General features: G+C 56.4%; 12 protein-coding genes. 8 read left to right on the top strand and 4 right to left on the bottom strand.

Features of this window, described 5'->3' with window-relative positions:
- Positions 1–26: 26 nt before the first annotated feature.
- Positions 27–686 carry a cobalamin B12-binding domain-containing protein gene (locus FHS18_RS03065; protein WP_183596829.1) on the bottom strand — a complete coding sequence of 220 codons (660 nt, stop codon included), beginning with the start codon at positions 684–686 and terminating at the stop codon, positions 27–29.
- Between the two features lie 255 nt (positions 687–941).
- On the opposite strand from FHS18_RS03065, the gene FHS18_RS03060 reads away from it, so the two are divergent.
- Both FHS18_RS03060 and FHS18_RS03055 read left to right on the top strand, forming a co-directional pair.
- On the top strand, positions 942–4604 hold the full coding sequence (locus FHS18_RS03060) for a CheR family methyltransferase (RefSeq protein WP_246427407.1): 3663 nt from the start codon (positions 942–944) through the stop codon (positions 4602–4604).
- Between the two features lie 582 nt (positions 4605–5186).
- Positions 5187–5789: a hypothetical protein gene (locus FHS18_RS03055; protein WP_183596827.1), complete on the top strand. Its 603-nt coding sequence runs from the start codon at positions 5187–5189 to the stop codon at positions 5787–5789.
- Positions 5790–5884: 95 nt separating this feature from the next.
- Here the strand turns inward: FHS18_RS03055 and FHS18_RS03050 are convergent, their stop codons facing one another.
- The 3 genes from FHS18_RS03050 to FHS18_RS03040 are packed head-to-tail and all read right to left on the bottom strand — an operon-like array spanning position 5885 to position 7850.
- Positions 5885–6610 (bottom strand): hypothetical protein, encoded by a 726-nt coding sequence (locus FHS18_RS03050; RefSeq protein ID WP_183596825.1) that lies wholly within the window; start codon positions 6608–6610, stop codon positions 5885–5887.
- Complete coding sequence (locus FHS18_RS03045) at positions 6607–7491, bottom strand: ATP-binding cassette domain-containing protein (RefSeq protein ID WP_183596823.1); 885 nt, start codon at positions 7489–7491, stop codon at positions 6607–6609. The genes FHS18_RS03050 and FHS18_RS03045 overlap by 4 nt, the downstream gene beginning before the upstream one ends.
- Entirely contained in the window at positions 7488–7850 is a 363-nt protein-coding gene (locus FHS18_RS03040; RefSeq protein ID WP_183597348.1) for a GntR family transcriptional regulator, read from the bottom strand. Before FHS18_RS03040 ends, FHS18_RS03045 begins: the two co-directional genes overlap by 4 nt.
- 433 nt (positions 7851–8283) lie before the next feature.
- Between FHS18_RS03040 and FHS18_RS03035 the strand changes: the two genes are divergently transcribed.
- The 6 genes from FHS18_RS03035 to FHS18_RS03010 all read left to right on the top strand — a co-directional run bounded on the left by FHS18_RS03035 (position 8284) and on the right by FHS18_RS03010 (position 18127).
- Entirely contained in the window at positions 8284–9174 is an 891-nt protein-coding gene (locus tag FHS18_RS03035; RefSeq protein WP_183596821.1) for a cation diffusion facilitator family transporter, read from the top strand.
- 553 nt (positions 9175–9727) lie between these two features.
- The gene (locus FHS18_RS03030; RefSeq protein ID WP_183596820.1) at positions 9728–10318 is read left to right on the top strand and encodes a DUF4912 domain-containing protein; all 591 of its coding nucleotides are present in this window, start codon (positions 9728–9730) and stop codon (positions 10316–10318) included.
- A complete protein-coding gene (locus FHS18_RS03025; protein WP_183596818.1) occupies positions 10230–13112 on the top strand; it encodes a 1,4-alpha-glucan branching protein domain-containing protein in 2883 nt (960 codons plus the stop codon). The genes FHS18_RS03030 and FHS18_RS03025 overlap by 89 nt, the downstream gene beginning before the upstream one ends.
- Before the next feature lie 70 nt (positions 13113–13182).
- Complete coding sequence (locus tag FHS18_RS03020; protein WP_183596816.1) at positions 13183–15627, top strand: sugar phosphate nucleotidyltransferase; 2445 nt, start codon at positions 13183–13185, stop codon at positions 15625–15627.
- 257 nt (positions 15628–15884) lie between these two features.
- The gene (locus FHS18_RS03015; RefSeq protein WP_183596814.1) at positions 15885–16124 is read left to right on the top strand and encodes a KTSC domain-containing protein; all 240 of its coding nucleotides are present in this window, start codon (positions 15885–15887) and stop codon (positions 16122–16124) included.
- Positions 16121–18127, top strand: a complete 2007-nt coding sequence (locus FHS18_RS03010; protein ID WP_183596812.1) for a glycoside hydrolase family 15 protein — start codon at positions 16121–16123, stop codon at positions 18125–18127. The genes FHS18_RS03015 and FHS18_RS03010 overlap by 4 nt, the downstream gene beginning before the upstream one ends.
- Positions 18128–18397 lie beyond the last annotated feature (270 nt).

The following is an 18397-nucleotide window of genomic DNA, read 5'->3' as shown; positions in this document are numbered from 1 at the left end:
AGGCTCTCTCCAGACATTGGTGTTCTTTAACCCAGCTCCTGCAGTTCGGATGATAGAGTAGTATACCTTGCAAGCCAGGATGATAAATCGACTAGATTGGGAATCAATTCGGTATTCGGCGATACGTATGGGCGCAGGTCATACGTATCGAGCAATCGGCTGCCGACCATGATCGTCGGCCCATGGAGCTGCTGCTCGAGCGCTTCGACGTAGCTTTTGACCTGCATAATTTGATCCTCCATCGTGAAGGAGATGGCAATGACGTCGGGTTTCCAACTCATCGAGCTGGTCATCGCATATTCAAGCGGCATATTAGACCCGTAGAACCGGACATCCCAATTGTATTCACGGAAGAGGGAGGCGCACATTTTGAGTCCGAGATCATGCATCTCTCCCTCCACGCAGAAGAGCATCGCGCGGTTGGGCTGTGAGCTTACGCTGGGCAGCATCGGCTCCAACTTGTCGAGCAGCCAGTCGCATACGCCCGATGCCAGATGCTCATCGGCAACCGACACGAGATTGTTCTCCCATAGATCTCCGATATAACGCATAGCGGGCATGATCAGCTGCTCGCACAAAAATAGGTTGTTCATGCCGTTCACTCGGTAACGGACAATCCGTTCCATCGCAGCGCTGTGGCTGCCTGATACAAGCAATTCTGCGAATTCTTCGACTGAGAGCTGCATGTTCAATTAACCTCCGCCAGTCTAGATTGTGCTCTCATTTTACAATAGTTTTCAAAGCGTATGCTAGAGTAGAAATCCGCGGAAAAATAGGTATTTTGACGGTTGGTGAAATGGGGAAATAAATTGGGAATACAAACCTTGTTTCATGTTTCGAAAACGGGTTTAATGGTTAATGAGTATTAATCTCGTACACTTTGGGTCTCAAATTGGAGGAGCCATTTTAATGGATGATCGATTTAAACATCGGGGAGGCAGATGATGGGCGAACAAGAGATTCGTGTCGTTGGCATCGGTGCTTCCGCCGGTGGGTTGGAAGGGCTCAAGACGTTGTTTCGCGAAGTGGGCTCCGATACGGGGCTGGCTTTTGTGATCGTGCAGCATTTGTCGCCGCATTACAAGAGCTTAATGAACGAAATTCTGTCGAAGCAGACAGACATGCCGATTCAAGTCGTTGAAGAAGGAATAGAGGTCGCTTCGAATTCCATTTATTTGGCTCCTCCTCGCAAATTAGTTCGTATCCATCAAGACAAGCTGTATCTCGAAGACCCTGAGGCAGGCGAGATACATTTTCCAATTGATTATTTCCTGCAGTCGCTGGCATCTGGCCGAGGCTCGGAAGGCATCGGCATTATATTGTCGGGCACGGGAACGGATGGGACCAAAGGCATTGCCGCATTAAAACGTTCGCGCGGGATCGTCATCGTGCAGAATGAAGCGACAGCCAAGTTCGACGGCATGCCCCGAAGCGCCATACAGAGCGGACAGGTAGACTACGTCCTGTCGCCGGAAGGCATCGCGGCCAAGCTGAACTATCCGGCAACGCTTATACCGAGCCCGTCTTCCATCGGTGATCATGAAGTGGGTACCGAGGACGAGAAGGATGAGATTGTATCGAGCATTCTCGACCGGATACGGATCGCGACGAACATCGACTTCAGCTATTATAAGCGTTCAAGCCTGATGAGACGGATCGAGAAGCGCATGCATGCGACCAACAGTCCGAACGTCGCCAGGTATTATAAATATTTTAACGAGAATGAAGACGAATTGGCTGCGCTGCGCAAAGATTTGCTCATTCATGTAACGAATTTTTTTCGCGACCCGGAAGCATTCGGCATCATGGCCGAGCAGGTCCTGCCGCAAATCATCGAGACCAAGTCGCAGGAGAAGGAAATTCGGGTGTGGACCGCAGGTTGTTCGACCGGCGAGGAAGCCTATTCCTTGGCGATGCTTATTACCGAACAGCTCGACAAGATCTCGGACGGCGCTTCGTTTACGGTCCGAATTTTCGCCACGGACGTGGACAAGCAGTCGATCGAATATGCCAATTTCGGTGTGTACCCGACGAGTATCGAAGGGACCGTCAATGCGGAGCGGCTCGCGCGCTTCTTCGTGAAGCAGGGAGACACTTATCAAGTCAGTAAAGAACTGCGAAGAATGGTCGTCTTCGCGCCGCATAATCTGATCAAGGATCCGCCCTTCAGCAACCTGGACTTGATTACTTGCAGGAATATGCTTATTTATTTGGAAGGCGATATGCAGAGCAAGGTGCTGTCGTTATTTCATTTTGCGCTGAACCCGTCAGGCTTCCTGTTCCTAGGTCCGAGTGAAACGATCGGTCGGCTGAATCATCTGTTCGAACCCTATAACAGCAAGTGGAACTTCTTCCAGCATCGAGCATACCGATTCGGAGTCGGCGGGCAGCCTCTTCATATTGAAGCCAAGGGTGCATCAGCGAGCAAACCCGAAAACTTAACGAAGCGGATGGTTAAAGAGATGCCCAAATCCATTGAGACACGCCGTTCAGACGAGTTGTACGCAACGCTTGTGAGCGAGCATATGCCCCCATCGATTCTGATTGATGAGAATCTGGATGTAAAGCACATTACCGGCAAGATGCAGCCCTACCTGTCACCGATGGAGGGAAAACCGAGCTGGAATATCCATAAGATGCTCGATCCGCGTCTTGCGATGACGATCGTAACGGCCGTCAGCAAGCTCCGCAACGGCGGGGCTGAAGTCGTTCTGAAACATGCTCGCTACGAGAGTTTCTTCGGCTCTGGCGAAGTCAATATTACGGTGCGTCCTTTCTCGCAATTAAACCGGCAGTTCCAGGGGATGCTCATCGTGCTGTTCGAGCCTAGCGAGCGCGAGGAGAGCCATGCCAGCATCGTGGACTCGATCGAAGTCGACGAGAACGTGCGCCGCCAGATGATATGGCTCGAGCAGCAGCTGCGTCTGACCGAAGAGAAGCTGCAGGCGACGATCGAGGAGCTCGAGACGTCGGGCGAAGAGCTGCAAAGCACGAACGAAGAATTGATCGCCTCCAACGAGGAGCTGCAGAGCACGAACGAGGAACTGCAGGCGGTGAACGAAGAGCTTGTGACGATCAATGCGGAGTACCAGTACAAGATCCAGGAGTTGACCGAGCTCAACAACGATATGGACAACTTCCTGGTCAGCACGAAGATCGGCACGATTTTCCTCGATACGCAACTGTGCATCCGGCGCTTCACGCCTGCGGTTACCAAGGAGATTAATCTGCTCGACGTGGATTACGGCCGTCCGTTCAGCCATATCTCGCACAATTTTTACTACAATGATTTCATGAAGGATGCCGGCAAGGTGCTCAAGACGCTCAAGTCGACCGAGAAGGAAGTCAAGAGCAAGTCGGGGCGCTGGTACAGCATCCGCATTATGCCGTACCGGACGACGGAGCTGTTCACCAAAGGGGTCATCCTCACGTTCGTGGACATTACCGAGCTGAAGAAGATCAACGAAGACTTGCTGAAGCTCTCGTATGCGACGGACCAAAGCCCGAGCGTTGTCGTCATTACCGATCTCGACGGCTCGATCGTGTTCGCGAACCGCACCTTTCATACCATTTCGTCCTACAGCAAGGAGGAGACGATCGGCAACCATCTGTCCATGTTGAACGATTGGTCCTCGGCGGGCGTGGAGTTCGCGGAGATCTGGCGCAAGCTGCAGGCCGGTCAGACGTGGGAGGGCGAAGTATCGGGCATGGCCCGTGACGGCTCGACCTATTGGGAGAAGGCGAAGCTGCATCCGATCATCAAGAAGGGCCGCACGATCTATTATATGAAGATGTCGGAAGTCATCACCGAGCGCAAGGAAGCGGAGGAAATGCTGCGCAAATCCGAGATGCTCTCCGCGATCGGCCAGCTGGCCGCAGGCATCGCCCATGAAATTCGCAATCCGCTGACATCGCTCAAGGGCTTCACGAAGCTGATGAAGGAAGACAACAAACGCAATTATATCTCGATTATGACGATGGAGCTCGAACGGATCGACCAGATCGTCAGCGAGCTGCTCATTCTGGCGAAACCGCAGGCGGCCGAATTCCAGGTGACTTCCCTCTACAGCGTGCTGAGCGACGTGGTCATGCTGCTCGAGACGCAGGCGATTATGAGCAATATCCAGATCGAGATGCACAGCGAGCCGGGCGTATTCTTGGTCGAAGGGATCGCCAACCAGCTGAAGCAAGTGTTCATTAACTTGCTGAAGAACGGCATTGAAGCGATGCAGGGCGGCGGCACGATTCGGATCCATTCCGGCGTGATCAACGGCAATATGGTCTGGACGAGCGTAAAGGATGAAGGCGGCGGCATCCCGGCCGAGATGTTGAACCGCTTGGGCGAACCGTTCTACTCGACGAAGACGAAGGGCACGGGCCTGGGTCTCATGATGAGCTACAAAATCATCGAGAACCACCAAGGCAAGCTCTACTACGAAAGCGAGATGGGGATTGGCACAACCGCCAATGTGGGCTTGCCTCTTCTCGAAGCGAAGCAAGTAAGCGAAGAAGATATCGAGGCTCAACCCGACCCGAAATCTCAAACGCAGCCCCAAATGGAGCCCCAAACGCTGGTAAGTAATCAAACCAGCGAAACCCATTAGTTCAGCCTTCGCCAAGAAGGCCAAGCCTAGCCTGCCGATAAATTCGGCAGGCTTATTTGTTTTAAAGTGCGCAGCACGAAAAAAAGGCAAAACGTAAGCGTGTCCCCGAAGGGGACGTCAAGCGAGGGTCATCTGATAGGAAGTTCACGCGTACAAATACAACAGGTCACCACCCCAAGGCACCCAAGCCGCGAACGAAGCTCGAACGTGAGCTTTGTTCCATTAGCGGATTGCATGAAGCAATCCGCTAATGAAACAAAAGCGGGCCACCGCCCGAAAGGACACATCGAAGACGGCCGCATCCCGAGTCACGCCTATTATCGGAGTCCAGAGGGTGATGACCCTCTGGTTCCCCTCCAATGGAGGGGGAAGGGGCGAGGATAACAAAGGGGGTTGAGGGGGCGAAGCCCAATTAAACGGTTGTACTTGGGGGCACGGGGGGCAAAGCCCCCATAGAAGAAGGAAGGGTGTCGAGAGGGCACAACCCTTTCGCCCCCGCCGGGGAGGCAAACACCTGTCGATTTGTGATAGAATAGGAGAAATCAAGACGAATCGCGTAAAGCTTAAAGGAGACGATCGAGCATGTCCTTTTTTGATAAAGTGAAGCAAGGCGCATCCGAAGCGGCCAAGAAAGCGCAGCAATCCGCTGCAGAGGCGGCGCGCAAGGCACAGCAGGCGATGGAAGTGACGAAGCTTAGAGGCCAGATCGCCGGCAAGGAGAAGGATCAGGAGCACATCTTCCGCCAGATTGGCGAGGCCGTTTATCGGAATCATACAATTGCAGCATCAGAGAGCGCGGACCCAGCGGCGGAAGTGGACGGGTATCTCCGTCAGCTGGATGAGATCCAGATGGAGATCGAGATGATCGAGGAGCGGATCAAACATATCCGGGCCGATCGTTCATGCGGCAACTGCGGCAAGGCCGTGCCGTTCGAGGCGAATTTCTGTCCGGACTGCGGAGCGCCGGTGGCCCAGTTGGAGCCGCGGGTAGTCGTCGAGGATGAGCTGGAAGAGTCGGACGAGATTCCGCTTGCGCTTGAGGAACCTAAACCGGCGCCCGTGCCGGCGATGAGTGATGGCGAGATTCGCGTCATCTGCAGCCGCTGTCTCCATGAGAACGAGCTGACGGCGAAGAACTGCGTGGTATGCGGCACCAGCCTAACCGGCGCGCACAACCACACCTAACAGCAAAGGCATCGCTGGCGCGATAATCGAGCCAGCGATGCCTTTTTGTATCCATTCTAGTATGAGGCCAACGTGTGGGTCATGAGCGACGACCCTTAACGGGTCTTTGCCTTAATCTCAGTGGTCTGCAGCATGTATTGGATCAACAGCGCAAGAAGAGCGATGCCTCCACCGTTCCAGAGGAAGAATTCGGCGGCGGTGAAGTCCGATTTTCGTGTCAGATCGCTAGTAAACGTGACGATCGCGTTGCTGTAGGAGCGAACTTCAAGACTGAACGAGATCAGCAGGTACAGTCCGATGCTGAACATGCCGATGATTTTACCGAAACGATAGAACGTCGTGGCAATGAAATGGCCGCCCAGAAAAGTGGAAGCGCTCAAGATCAGCCCTTCCGCCACGATGGCGGGGAAATCAACGGCAGTCTTGAATAGATGCGGCTGCGCGAACGCTTCCTGCCAGGCGTTCGAGGAATAGGCCGCATGCTCAAGCGCAAAACCGATACCCATCATGATGCCGTTAGCTAACGTGAATACGAGCGCGAACAACAAGGTCGCCAAGGCCATCTGTTTGCGGGTTACACCATGGTTCATCAGGATCGTGAGATGTCCGTAAGTAACGCGCACGCCGACTACGAAGGCATAGATATTGAGGGCCTCGAACACCTGCTCCCAATAGCTGCTCCGGATCCCGGGCGAATCGACCGCAAGCAGCAGGACGGTAAGGATTCCCGAGACCCCCCAGAAGAGCGTGAACGTGAGCCACGTGCTTCGGGCGAGAATTTGCCAGGTCAGCACGACAGGGGAAATCGGCTTCGTCATCATGATGACGGCACCTCCTTGCGGCTGGTCAAGTGAACGATAATATCTTGCAGCGGTACAGGCTGGATGTCCAGATGGTACAGATCGGCCAGCCGCTCCTGCTCCTTCGACAGCTCGCCGAAGACGACCGCCGACTTCATATTGCCGAGCACCTGGGTGTGCAGCACCTGAAGCGAATCGGTGAACCGCTCCACGTCGGGCGCCGTCCCGATGACCACGTACGTCATCATGAGCAGCTGCTCGGTTGTCTCGTGCAGTACGATCGTACCCTGGTCGACCAGGACAACCTCCTCGAACAGCCGCCCGACTTCCTCGATGAGATGCGTGGAGAGGACCAGCATTCGCGGCGACCGCATATAATCCTCAAGCAGTTCCTCGTAAAATAAATAGCGCGAAGGCGCATCCATCCCATTATAAGTCTCATCCATCAGCGTGAGCGGGGCCCGGCTGGCCAAGCCGATGATCGCGTTCAGCGAAGACTCCATCCCGAGCGACAGGCTTTGCACCTTCTTCTCAAGCGGCAGGCTGAACCGCTCAGCCAGATGCAGCGCATAGCCGTGATCCCAATTCGGCCAGGAGGCGCTTGCCAGCTTAAGCGCTTCACGTACTTTGAACGAGCCATAGGTCATGCGGGAATCGCGGACGAAACAAATCTCGCGGGCCAGAGCCCGATTCTCGAACGGTGCTTGCCCATTGATCAGCAGCTGGCCGGAAGTTGGGCGCAGCAGCCCTTTGATTAACGCGAGAAGGGTTGTTTTGCCCGAGCCGTTGCGGCCGAGCAGGCCGATGATTTTGTTGCCGGCGATGGTGCCGTTAACATGCGTGAGAGCTGAATGAGCGCCGTATGATTTGGCCAAGCCCTTCCATTCCACGGTTACGCTCATGAATCCTTCGCTCCTTCTTGCTGTTCCAGTCTTGCAATAATCTCCTTCAGCGGCATGCCGATCTTGTACGCCTCCTCGATCATCGGGTCGACGATCTTCGCGAAGAACTGCTGCCTCCGCTCGGCGAGCACCTTATCGCGCGCGTTCCGGCTGACGAACATGCCGATGCCGGGCTTCATATATAAGATGCCTTCTTCCTCCAACTGCTCGAATCCCTTCGCAGTCGTCGCCGGATTGATCTGATAGAAGGAGGCGTATTGGTTGGTGGACATCACCTGTTCTTCTTCATGCAGTTTACCGCTGACAATATCATCTTTAATCCGCTGTGCAATCTGGCTATAGATTGGACCGGCGTTCATCGAAATCACGGATGCGCCCCCCTAAATCATTCGCTTCTTAACATATGTGACTAACGTTATCATCGCGGCGCAAAAGCTGTCAATTGGTGGGAAAGTTAAAATTTAGCTATAGATGGATAACCGCGTGCGCGGCAGCCGGCGAAGAAGACAGGAGGGGCATGTTTCTTTTGGAGCGAAGGCGGACATGCTAGGGTAGGAGTTGCTAACGGTGGAGATATTTGGCGCACAGTCATGGATTGGTTTGAGCGACCCGAAGGTCGGTCAGCATTCCATTTAAGATGTTGCATACGATCACAAAGTGGGAGAAGCCGCAACATTGTTTCTCTAGACCCACACGAAGCGGCTCAAGTAACATACAAGTAAGAAGGAAAAAAGGAAAATAACTGTGTAAGTTCATGGGCGATGAGCGAAGGAGAGAGGAGGCAGGCGGACTGTGGATCAGTATCAAGAGATCAAGCAAGGGGAGAAGGGCGCCTGGGTCAGCATCGGCGCTTATCTGGTATTGTCTTCATTGAAGCTTGCCGCTGGATATGGGTTCGCCTCTGCCGCATTGGTTGCGGACGGGTTCAATAATTTGACCGATATTATCGCATCGGCCGCGGTGCTGATCGGTCTTCGGATTTCGCAGAAGCCGCCGGACAAGGATCATCCGTACGGCCATTTTCGCGCGGAGACCATTGCGGCGCTTATTGCGTCTTTCATTATGGCGACGGTCGGCATTCAGGTACTCATCGGGGCAGCCAGATCGTTATTCGCCGATCACCGGGCAGCGCCGGATCTGATTACCGCTTGGGTGGCGCTTGGCGCTGCGGTCTGCATGATCTTCGTCTATCTCTATAATAAGCGGCTGGCTAAGCGGATCAACAACCAGGCGCTGATGGCCGCGGCCAAAGATAATCTGTCGGACGCGCTAGTCAGTGTCGGCGCTGCGGTCGGGATTATCGGCGCCCAATTCGGCTGGCACTGGCTCGACCCCGTAGCCGCGCTGTTCGTCGGCGGGATTATCTGCAAGACCGCCTGGGAGATTTTCTACTCGTCGACGCATGCGTTAACCGACGGGTTTAATGAAGATGAGCTGTACAATCTACGCAGCACCATCGAACGCACGCACGGCGTCCGCTCGATTAAAGATATTAAAGCCCGCGTACACGGCAGCAATGTGCTGATCGATGTCGTCGTCCAGGTCGACCCGAATCTCTCCTTGGTAGAGAGCCATCAGATCAGCGACGAGATCGAACGCCAGATGGAGCGCAAGCACAACATCATGAGCGTGCATGTGCATGTCGAACCGCTCGAAGAACCAGCAAAAACGCTGCGCCACTAGCAAAAAAATCGAAGGCTGTTCCTTTCCAATGGAGGGAACAGCCTTTTGTGGCTGGCAAGAAGTGTCCAAAAAGTAGAGCGTGTCCACAAAGTGGACGTCAAGCGAGGGATAACTGGTATTGAAGTCTGATCGCACAAAATCAACAGGTCTACTCCCCAAGGCATAAAAGTAGCGAACGAAGCTCGACTAAGAGCTTTGCCCTGTAATGGTGCGTCCGCATGTGTATGACATGCGGGCGGTCCGTCATGGCAAAAGCGGTCCAACAACGAAAGGACAGATCGAAGGCGGCCGCGTGCCGAGTCACGCCAGTTACGGGTGTCCTCAGAGTTTTCCGGCGGAAAACTCACTGCGGAAGCATAGGCTGGGCGGTTGCCCTCTGGTTCCCCTCCAATGGAGGGGGAAGGGGCGAGGTGAAGAAAAATGGTGTCCAGAGGGCGGTAGCCCTTTGGTGAAAAAGCGTATAACCTTCCCAATGGAATGCCATTCTAATTTTGTTCGTGTCTACCGCGCAGGAAAGATTGAAGATGAGTGAAGCTTGGGAGGAGAGAGTAACATGATTAACGTTCCAGAGCTGCCGGAACGGTACGAGAAAGATTTGCTGCAGCTAATGGCGCGGGATGCCCATACGCTCTACGTGTATTGGGAGATCAGCAACCGCAGGCGGTGGCTGGCGGCGCAGCATTTTCAGACGGATTGGCATAATCTGCCGAAGGTGCTGCGCGTATATGACGTGACGAACGTGTATTTCAACGGGAACAACGCGAACGGTTATTTCGACATCGAGACTACGCCGGAGTCCTGCAGCTGGTACATCAATGGAGCCGGAGCCGGTGCTACATATATGGTCGACTTTGGTACATACACCTGGAACCGCCAGTTTGTTCCGCTCGTTCGCTCGAATTTCGTGGCGTTGCCGCGCGCGACCGCCCCGGCTTACGGCGAGCCTGTCGTTGCCGCATGGCCAACCGTGCATCCGTATGGACAACGGGTGCTGCCGCATCTGTTCGAGAACATTCAGACGCTCGCGCAAATCAAGAAAGGGGGAATCCGCCACGATGATGAACAAAATACGGCAGAGGCCGATCTGCAAAGGGTATATCACCCTGGTGCTACACATGCATCTGCCTTACATTCGCCATCATGACCGGGATGACTATCTCGAGGAGCGATGGTTCTACGAGGCGATGCTCGAGACCTACCTGCCGCTCTTGGAGACGATGGAACGGCTCGACAGCGAAGGCGTCGACTTCCGCATTACCGTATCGATGACCCCGACATTGCTCGCGCTGCTCGACGATCCGCTCATGCAGCAGCGGGTGCTTTCGCATCTGGACAAGCTGATCCGGCTGGCGGAGAGCGAGAAGCTGCGGCTGGCGAACGATTCGGGGCTGCTGCCGCTGGCGCATATGTATGCGGACAAATTCAAGCATTACAAGCAGATGTTCCTCGCGTCGGGCATGAAGCTCATCCCGCGGTTTGCGGCGCTGCAAGCGACCGGCAAGCTCGAGATTATGACGAGCGCGGCGACGCATGCGTTCCTGCCGCTCGTGAAGACCGAGGAGGGGATCCGAGCGCAGATCGCAACGGCGGTGAACGACTATGTGCGCCACTTCGGTCGCAGGCCGCGCGGCATCTGGCTGCCCGAGTGCGCCTACAGCATCGGCGTTGACCGGATTCTCCGCCAATACGGAATCGACTACTTCATCTGCGATTCGACGGCTGTGGAATATGCGACCCCGCGGGCGAACAGGGAGCTGTATGCGCCGCTGCTAACGCCTTACGGCGTCAGCGCCTTCCCGCGGGATCCCGCTTCCTCGCAGCAGGTGTGGAGCTCGACGGACGGATATCCGGGCGATTTTGACTATCGGGAATATTACCGCGATATCGGCTGGGATCTGGGCTGGGAGTCCGAGCAGGCGTGGAACTACATTAAGCCTTACGTGCTGCCGACCAACGAGCGCGTGAATACGGGGATCAAATATTACCGGATCACCTCCAAAGGCTCCTACAAAGAGCCGTATAACCCCGACTGGGCGCGCAATAAAGCGGCGATGCAGGCGGACCATTTTATCGCGTGCCGTCAGGCGGAGGCCGACCATGCTTACAACTTCCTGGATCGGACCCCCCTCATGCTCTCCCCTTACGATGCCGAGCTGTTCGGCCATTGGTGGTATGAGGGGCCGGTCTGGATCGAGGAGCTGTGCCGCAAGCTGTATTACGACCAGCATTCGGTGAAGATGATCACGCCGTCGGAGTATCTCGCCCAATATCCGCTTTCGGACACGGGGAAGATTAATGATTCGTCTTGGGGCCGCAATTCCACCGCCGAGGTCTGGCTCCAGAACCATAACGACTGGATCTACCGCCATCTGCATCAGGCGGAGGAACGAATGATCCAACTGGCCAGCGCTCATGCCGACTTGGCGGAAGAGACGATGCTCCGGCAGCTGACTCGTCGGGCGCTGAATCAAGCGGCGCGCGAGCTGATGCTGGCGCAGAGCAGCGACTGGGCGTTCATTATGGATGCCGGCACGGTCGTCGATTACGCGGTCAAGCGGACGAAGCTGCACCTGAATAATTTCCACCAGCTATGCGACGCGATCGACAGCGATCAGCTGAACCCGGAGTGGGTGGCGAAGTTGGAGGCGGAGCACAATTGCTTCCCCAACATCCAGTTCGGCGACTATATCCAGATCGATGCGCCAACCCCGGTCTCGCTGCTCTCGAAAGAGCGGTTGCAACAGGTGCTGAAGGAGACGGAGGGCAAACGCAATATTTTCATGCTCGCGTGGGAATATCCGCCTAAGAATGTCGGGGGGCTGGCGAAGGCCGTCAGCGAACTGGCGCAGGAGCTGGCCAGACGCGGCGATGATATCGTCCATGTCGTCACGACCTCGCAGTACGGAGCGCCATACTTCGAGAAAGCGGAAGGGGTCTACGTTCACCGCGTGCCCGTGCTGCATTCCGGGGATACGGATTTCTATCATTGGACGTTCGAGATGAACCTCGCGATGACCGACCATCTCGTGCAGTGGAAGGAAGCGGGCGGCCGGATCGACATGCTGCATGCGCATGACTGGATGGTCTACTACACGGCGCGCGAGATTAAGCTGAGCTATCATATTCCGCTTATAGCGACGATTCATGCAACGGAGTGGGGGCGCAACGGCGGGGCGCTGCATTCCGAACTGCAGCACAACATTCACCGCCTCGAGAGCGGCCTGTGTTATGAAGCGACCAAGGTGATCGTATGCAGCAAGCCGATGGTCGAAGAGGTGCGCCACTGCTTCAATTTGCCGGAGGACAAGCTCGCGCTCGTCCCGAACGGGATCGATCTCCATCACGCGGTGCCGGCGGTGCCGAAGCGGGAAGACGGCAAGGTGATTTTCTATATCGGCAGGCTCGTCTTCGAAAAAGGGGTGCAGGTGCTCATCCAAGCGCTCCCGCAAATCCTTCATCATGTGCAAGACGCCAAGCTCATCATCGCCGGCTCCGGACCGATGGAGCATACGCTTCGCCAACAGGCCGCGCATCTCGGAGACCGCGTCAGATTCGTGGGCTTCATTCAAGACGATGAGAAAGCCGCCTGGATGGCGCGTGCGGACGTTGTCGCCATACCGAGCCTGTACGAACCGTTCGGGCTGGTCGCCCTCGAGGCGATGCGCTACAAGAGACCGCTTGTCGTCTCCGATACCGGAGGGCTGGCGCATATCGTGGAGCACGGCGTGCAAGGCTTCAAGGCGTTGCCGGGGCATGTGGATTCGCTCGCCTGGCACGTCACGGAGATGCTGCTCTTCCCAGGCAATGCGGTGTCGATGGCGGAGAACGCCTATGAGAAGCTGGTGACGGAATACCAGTGGGATCGTCAAGCGGAACGAATCCGCGATATCTACGAGGATGCGGCTGACCGCATGTATGCAGCAGGCAATGCGAATTAAGCAACCGACCTAATCCGTTATCTTGGTAAGCAACCGATGTACGAGACGACAGAAGGGGGATGTGCCTTTCGTGAAAGCAGTCATCATGGCAGGGGGCAAAGGAACGCGTCTCAGACCGCTCACATGCTCGCTTCCCAAACCAATGGTTCCGCTGCTGAACAAACCGTGCATGAGTTATATTATCGAGTTGCTGCATGAGCATGGCATTCGGGATATTGCCGTCACCACGCAGTATATGCCGGAAGCGATCACCTCGTATTACGACGATGGCAGCTCGCATGGCGTGAACCTGCATTATTTTGACGAGACGGTGCCGCTCGGGACGGCAGGGAGCATCAAGAACGCCGAAGCTTTCCTCCAGGAACGGTTCGTCGTCATTAGCGGCGATGCCTTGACGGATATCGATCTGACGGAGGCCGTCGCTTTTCATGAACAGAGCGGCTCTAAGGTCACGATCGTGCTCGCCCGCGTCGAGCAGCCGCTGGAGTTCGGCGTCGTGCAGACGGGACCGGATGGACGCATCGCCCGGTTCATCGAGAAGCCCGACTGGTCGGAGGTATTCAGCGACACGGTCAATACCGGCATCTACATCATCGAGCCTGAGGTGCTCGGCCACATCCCGCAGGGGCAAGAGTACGATTTCAGCAAAGAGCTGTTCCCGACGCTCATGGAGGCCGGCGTGCCGCTCTTCGGCTATATCACGGAACGGTACTGGTCGGATATCGGCAGCATCGAGCAGTACAAGCAGACGCAGTTCGATATGCTCGACGGCAAAGTGAACGTACGCCTCTCCGGGCGGCAGATCAGCCCCGGCGTCTATGCGCACGAAGAGGCGGAGCTGCATCCGGCGGCTACGATCGAAGGGCCGGCCTATATCGGCGCTGGCGCCTCGATCGGCGGAGGTGCGGTGCTCGGCCCGTATACGATTATCGGCGATTCGGCGCGGATTGGCGGCAGGTCGGAGCTGGGCCGTTCGATTGTTTGGCATCGGGCGGAGGTGGGCGACGGCGTCGAGATGAACGGTTCGCTGCTGTGCAATCACAGCATTGTCGGATCGGGATCGCGGCTGAGGCAGCAGTCGGTCGTCGGCAGCCATTGCCGGATCGGCAAGAAAGCGACGCTTGCTTCGGAGGTGCATATCTGGCCGGACAAAGAAATCCGCGACGAAGCGCATGTGCATAGCTCGCTGATCTGGGGCAGCACGGTCACGAGGCGATTGTTCGCGACATGGGGCGTCTACGGCCTCGCTGGCATCGAAATGACGCCGCAATTCGCAGCCCGATTCGCACTCGCCTACGGGTCGCAATATCCGGTAGGCAGCAGGCTGCTGCTCACCTGCTCGGATAACAATTACTGCGGCGTGATGCAAGAGTCGCTGCTCGCCGGTCTGCGGACGATTGGCCTCGATATCGTGGACGGCGGCATTACGCTTCCGGAAGCGGCCAGAGCCTATGTCACCGAAGCTGGCTTGGACGGCTCCTTGCATGTCCAGCACAGCTTGGAAGATGCGAGGCTCGGCGTACGGCTCGAATGCTCGGACGGCGCAGGCTTGCCGATTCCGAAGAGCCTCGAGCGGAAGATCGAGAGCGCCTATTGGCACCAAGATTTCCGTCGCGTCGATCCGGAGCAGATTGGCGGCAGGGCCGATGTCTATGTGAACGACGTGTACGCCGAGCGGTTCACGATGGCGGTCGACTGGTCGCAGCATCAGCCTGCCGCTTCTGCTCAGCGTGCAGGCAGTGGCACCGGAGGAGGACTGATCGGCAAGGTGGCGATCTACGCGGAGCCGGCGGTCTACTCGCTTGCCGCCGCGCTGCTGGGTCCCGGGGCGGAACGCATCGTCTATGCAGGAACGCCCGGAGATGCCAACGCCCTCTCCATATTTGCCCGTACGTCCGATGTGTGCCTCGTGCTGGATGAGAGCGGACGCGGGCTGCAGGTGTTGCTGCCCGATGGAACGAAGGTTGAAGGGGACGATATGATTTGTTTGGCGATGCTCGCTGCCAGCCACCACGGCGTCAAACGGACGATCGCCCTGCCTGTCGACGCTCCTGCCGTTGCGGAGAGTATTGCGGAGGGGCTCGGATTTACGGTCTTGCGGACGAAGCATGATCCGCGTTCGATCCTGCAGGCGTCCGAGGCGCCATTGTTCCATCCGCTCTACAGCGGATTGTATGCGGCGGCGATGCTGATGCTGCATATGGCGGGTTCCGGGCAGAAGCCGGAAGAGATGCTGGCGGCGATTCCGCAGCAATACCGCCGCAGGCAATGGATCGATTGCCCATGGGAGCGCAAAGGGGCGATTTTCCGCCAACTGGCCGAGCGCGACGGCAGCAGCCGCCGCCAGGTCGAATGGTCCGGCGGATTGCGCTTCCATCAAGAAGACGGCAGCATCCTGGTGCTGCACGAAGCCAACGCGCCGCAGCTGCAGCTGATCGTAGAATCCGACTCGGCGGATAAAGCCGATGCAATAATTGGGCAATATCAGGAAGAAATTGCGCAGTACCTCATATAGATGTAAGTAGGCGGATTTTTACAAGGTCATCACATGAATTCCCCATCTAGCTGAATGCTGAGTTTCCCAAGGAAACGTCAAACCAATCAGCTGGCTGAATGCTGAGTTTCCCATGGAAACATCAAACCAATCAGCTAGCTGAATGCTGAGTTTCCCAAGGAAACGTCAAATCAATCAGCTGACTGAATGCTGAGTTTCCCATGGAAACGTCAAACCAATCAGCTGACACAAAACCAATTAACGAGGAGGGTTACTGGATGCTATTGCCGGTTGAATCGAAACAGATTGCATTCTGCTCGTACAATGAGGAGAAGGCGGAGCTTCAATTGTACTACCACACGGGAGAGGTCGTCGCGTATCACTCTGTGGGCAAAGCCGATTATCAGTCGGTTGTGGAATCCACGAACCGCCTTGACGCACTGATGAAACTGACGCAGAAGGGACATGTGCCATTCGGGACAGAGGCCTATCTGGACCATGTTGGTGAGATGACATGACACGGCATATCGCGATCGGCAACGGGCAGCTGCTCGTCAATCTGGATAGCAACTCGTACATTCGCGACATCTATTATCCGTACGTCGGCCAGTACAATCATGTCGGGGGCCAGTTGTGCCGCTTCGGCATTTGGATCGACGGGCAATTCAGCTGGCTGGATAATCCGGCTTGGCACAAGGAAAGCCGGTATGCGGATTCCACGCTTGTCGCAATAACGGAGGCGGTACATAGCAGCCTTGGCATCCGCCTGGTCATCTATGACGGCGTGCATCAGCGCGAGCCGATTCTGCTCCGGACGGTCGAAGTGTTCAACGAGTGGGACAATGAACGGGAGGTCCGGCTCTTCTTCCATCAGGACCTGAGCATCGGGGAGAGCGAAGTCGGCGATACGGCGGCGTTCCTCCCGGAGAACGGCAGCCTGTTCCACTACAAGCGCAACTTCTACTTCATGTTCAACGGCTGGTCGGACAGCGGCGGCATCGCGCAGTATTCGATCGGGATCAAACGTTTCGGCGGCGCGCAGGGGACATGGGTCGATGCGGAGGACGGCCATCTGATGGGCAATCCGATCTCGCAGGGCTCGGTCGACAGCACCGCCGGACTGACGACGCTGGTCCCGGCCAAAGCTAGTGCCAAGTTGGCCTATTGGATGAGCGTCGGCCAGAATTTGCAAAGCGTCCAATCGCTCGACGCCTACGTGCGCGAGAACCGGCCGGAGAAGCTGCTGCGCCGCGCGGCCGTCTATTGGGAGGGCTGGGCGACCAAGGTAAAGCATAACTACGGCGGCATGAGCGAGCGCGCCATTCGGCTGTTCCGCCACAGTCTGCTCACGATCCGGACCCAAACGGATATTCGCGGCGCGATCACGGCGGCCAACGATTCCGATATTCTCCAATACAACCGCGACCATTACAGCTATGTATGGCCGCGCGACGGCGCGATGATCGCGCTGGCGGTGTCCGATGCCGGATATCCGGAGCTGGTCGAGCCGTTCTTCGTGTTCTGCGCGGAGGGACTGTCGCCGGAAGGATATTTGCATCACAAATACAATCCGGACGGCACGGTCGGCTCCAGCTGGCATCCGTACCTGTCGGAAGGGGCGCCGCAGCTGCCGATCCAGATCGACGAGACCGGTCTCGTGCTGCATGCATTCTGGAAGCTGTATGAACAGCATGGCGACATCGCCTTCGCGCAGTCGCTCTACAAGCCGCTTGTCGTCCGCGCGGCGAAGTTCCTCGCGTCCTATCTGGATCCCGAGACGGGTCTGCCATCGCCTTGCTACGATCTGTGGGAAGAGCGGCACGGCATCTACACGTATTCGGTATCGGCGGTCCACGCCGGCCTAATGGCGGCTTCGAATTTCTGCCGGCTGTTCGGCAATGAGGAGCGGGCGAACCGGTTCCTTGAGGTGGCCGACAATGTGAAGGCGGCGATCTTGAAGCATCTATGGGACGAGGAAGAGGGACGCTTCATCCGCGGCTTGTACCGCAGCGGCGGCGCTTGGGTGAAGGATATGACGCTCGAGAGCAGTATCTATGGCATTGCCGCATTCGGCGTGCTGCCGACGACGGACCCGCGCGTAGACAAGACGATGCGCGCTATCTCCGAAGGCTTGCTCGTCCGCACGCATGTCGGCGGTATCGCCCGTTACTACAACGACTACTACTTCCAACGGACTGGCAACCTGAACGAAGCGCCGGGCAACCCGTGGATTATATGTACGCTGTGGGTCGCCGATTGGAAGATCGAGTCGGCCACGTCGCTCGAGGAGCTCGAAGCAGCGAGCAAGACGATCGAATGGGTTGCCGATCATGCGCTGAAGACCGGCATGCTGCCTGAGCAGCTGGATCCATTCAGCGGATCGCCGCTATCCGTTACCCCTCTGACGTGGTCGCATGCGACCTATGTAGCGACCTGCATGAAGTACATTAACAAGTACAAAGAGTTGACGAGTACATCGTCGCGTCCGCAGCAGGAGACGAGCATGGTAGGCAAAGGTTAAGCCGCTCTTGCTCGAGGCCGTTTAACCGTGATTGGCAACATTTACATGTGCTGGCCATGGAGAGCGCTTTTGTAGGACTAAAGGTATAAGAAGCCGGACCGTTCCAGAGGCAGGCCGACAAGGCGCCTAACTCACTGTTCCCTTAGCGTTGAATCGCATGGGAGCAGGAGGGAGGCGTCTTTTTGCTATGCCGCATCATCGTGATCAAGGTGGTTCCGCAAGCCTAGCGCATTCGACAAGATGGGACAAGGGGTCGATACCAAACAGTGT

Source organism: Paenibacillus phyllosphaerae (assembly GCF_014192105.1).
In the GTDB taxonomy this organism is placed as follows: domain Bacteria; phylum Bacillota; class Bacilli; order Paenibacillales; family Paenibacillaceae; genus Paenibacillus_Z; species Paenibacillus_Z phyllosphaerae.
The sequence above is the reverse complement of the archived record's forward strand: the minus strand, read 5'-3'. Positions and strand labels throughout refer to the sequence as shown.

Excerpts from the sequence above, each read along its gene's own strand:
- FHS18_RS03065 (WP_183596829.1), bottom strand. The coding sequence starts at position 686 with ATGCAGCTCTCAGTCGAAGAATTCGCAGAATTGCTTGTATCAGGCAGC.
- FHS18_RS03060 (WP_246427407.1), top strand. The coding sequence starts at position 942 with ATGATGGGCGAACAAGAGATTCGTGTCGTTGGCATCGGTGCTTCCGCC.
- FHS18_RS03055 (WP_183596827.1), top strand. The coding sequence starts at position 5,187 with ATGTCCTTTTTTGATAAAGTGAAGCAAGGCGCATCCGAAGCGGCCAAG.
- FHS18_RS03050 (WP_183596825.1), bottom strand. The coding sequence starts at position 6,610 with ATGATGACGAAGCCGATTTCCCCTGTCGTGCTGACCTGGCAAATTCTC.
- FHS18_RS03045 (WP_183596823.1), bottom strand. The coding sequence starts at position 7,491 with ATGAGCGTAACCGTGGAATGGAAGGGCTTGGCCAAATCATACGGCGCT.
- FHS18_RS03040 (WP_183597348.1), bottom strand. The coding sequence starts at position 7,850 with ATGAACGCCGGTCCAATCTATAGCCAGATTGCACAGCGGATTAAAGAT.
- FHS18_RS03030 (WP_183596820.1), top strand. The coding sequence starts at position 9,728 with ATGATTAACGTTCCAGAGCTGCCGGAACGGTACGAGAAAGATTTGCTG.
- FHS18_RS03025 (WP_183596818.1), top strand. The coding sequence starts at position 10,230 with ATGATGAACAAAATACGGCAGAGGCCGATCTGCAAAGGGTATATCACC.
- FHS18_RS03015 (WP_183596814.1), top strand. The coding sequence starts at position 15,885 with ATGCTATTGCCGGTTGAATCGAAACAGATTGCATTCTGCTCGTACAAT.
- FHS18_RS03010 (WP_183596812.1), top strand. The coding sequence starts at position 16,121 with ATGACACGGCATATCGCGATCGGCAACGGGCAGCTGCTCGTCAATCTG.